Raw genomic sequence first — 1,789 nt, forward strand, 5'->3', positions numbered from 1 at the left:
CGGTCGTCCAAAGCTTGCGTACGGGGTCATGAGCGCTCGCTTCCACACCTTGTCTTAATCAGGCTCAGACCAGCAACAAGGCTCATGATAAGTTCGAGCCACGTCGCGACTGCGCTTTCGCTGATTGCTCGTGCCCCTCCTTATCTACCGCCTTGTTAAGCGGCTGGTCTTCGCACCTTGATAATCGGGTTTCGCCTCACACCCCCCTTGTCCCAAGCACCCTTGCTCGGGCAAGACGAGCTTACCCGTCGCAAGCGCGACTTGGATACGCGGGGGCTGAGCGTTCGGCTCCACACCTTGTTTTACTTTGCCAAATTGAAGTGTTTCTCAACCTTTGCAACGATTTCATCAATTGCGCCGGCATGATCCAAATCAATGTCGGACACGATCCTTTCGCCTTCAAGGCGGCCGGCAATTGCTTTTTCATATTGTTTTGGAACAACAGTCACGCCATCCTTGCGGTATGTTCCCCTCAAGGCATGGCCATCATATTCGATTGGGGAAACTTCAAAGTCCGCACCCAGCCTGTCTGCCAGACTATTGATCTTTTCCTGATCAAACACGGTTGAACCTTGATTGACGTAGCCCATTTCAAGCGAAGCGGGAACAACAACGTTTACAGCAAATTTTTCGTTCATAATATTCATTCCTCCAAACCGTTAAATCTTAATGACAAGTCTAATGATAACGCTTTCAACTAAAATAGTCAACTCTTTAGTAAAGCGCTTTCGACAAAAGCCGGGGAGAGTCTGCAGTTAAATTCGACTGCGATTCCGGCAGGATTAGTTGAGCAGACGCCGGGCAGCACTGCATTTAGCAAGAAGATTAGTTCTACATTTATCAGAATTTAAAAATGCCGGACAAATTCAGTCGCAAATCGACCGGGTTATAATGCCCTTTGAGTATACAGATGAAAAAGAAAATTCACTGTATGCTTGGAGGGCATTTTCATATGGGAAGAAAATCGAAATATTCTGCTGATTTTAAGCTGATGATCATTCATGAAGCAGAAACATTGGGAATCACTAGAACATCAAGGAAGTATTCCATATCAGACCATACCATCAGAACCTGGAAGCTCATTTATAAGTATCAGGGTATTCTGGGTCTGAAACCCACGCATTCAAATAACACATATTCCAGAGAATACAAGGCATCGCTGGTTGAAGAATATCAGAAGTCAGATGAGAAGCTTGAAGAGTTCGCCATCAGACACGGGTTGAGAGGCCGTACCCAGCTGAGTCAATGGATTATGGGGTATAATGAATCTATCTTAGAGGATCACAGATCCGGAAAGCGAGATTCAGGAATGAAGGGCAGAAAGACAACTTTTGACGAACGGCTGGAAATCATTGAACAGCTGATAAGACACGATGTTGACTACAACTGGGCGGCTGAACATTACAATGTCAGCTATAATCAGGTCTACGGATGGTATCGGAAGTACACTGAAAGCGGCAACAATCCGGAATCGCTGCGTGACCGCAGGGGAAAGACCAAACCGGAATCAGAACTCACTGAACTGGACCGGTTGAAGAGGGAAAACAAACTTCTCAAGGCCAGACTTCATCAGAAGGAAATGGAGATAGCCTTCGCAAAAAAATTCGTCGAAATAAGCAACAGGGAGGCGAAAAAGGAATCAGGCAGAAGACCATCAGGAAACTGAACGAGGAATGTGGATGGTCAATCAGTGAACTGTGCAGAACAGCCGGAATAACCAGAGATGCATACTACAAGTGGCTCAAACGTGGAACAAGTAATCATCAGCAGGAACAGTCAGACCTTCTTT

Annotated in this window: 2 protein-coding genes; one reads left to right on the top strand and one right to left on the bottom strand. The window is 46.1% G+C overall.

The features are described 5' to 3' along the window. Positions 1-302: 302 nt before the first annotated feature. Positions 303-638: a hypothetical protein gene (locus V7Z60_RS10020; protein WP_334117665.1), complete on the bottom strand. Its 336-nt coding sequence runs from the start codon at positions 636-638 to the stop codon at positions 303-305. 314 nt (positions 639-952) lie between these two features. Between V7Z60_RS10020 and V7Z60_RS10025 the strand changes: the two genes are divergently transcribed. Beyond that, positions 953-1,666, top strand: coding sequence for a helix-turn-helix domain-containing protein (locus V7Z60_RS10025; RefSeq protein ID WP_334117666.1), 714 nt, complete (start codon positions 953-955; stop codon positions 1,664-1,666). Positions 1,667-1,789 lie beyond the last annotated feature (123 nt).

This window comes from Ligilactobacillus sp., from assembly GCF_036846325.1.
Classification (GTDB): domain Bacteria; phylum Bacillota; class Bacilli; order Lactobacillales; family Lactobacillaceae; genus Ligilactobacillus.

Excerpts from the sequence above, each read along its gene's own strand:
- V7Z60_RS10020 (WP_334117665.1), bottom strand. The coding sequence starts at position 638 with ATGAACGAAAAATTTGCTGTAAACGTTGTTGTTCCCGCTTCGCTTGAA.
- V7Z60_RS10025 (WP_334117666.1), top strand. The coding sequence starts at position 953 with ATGGGAAGAAAATCGAAATATTCTGCTGATTTTAAGCTGATGATCATT.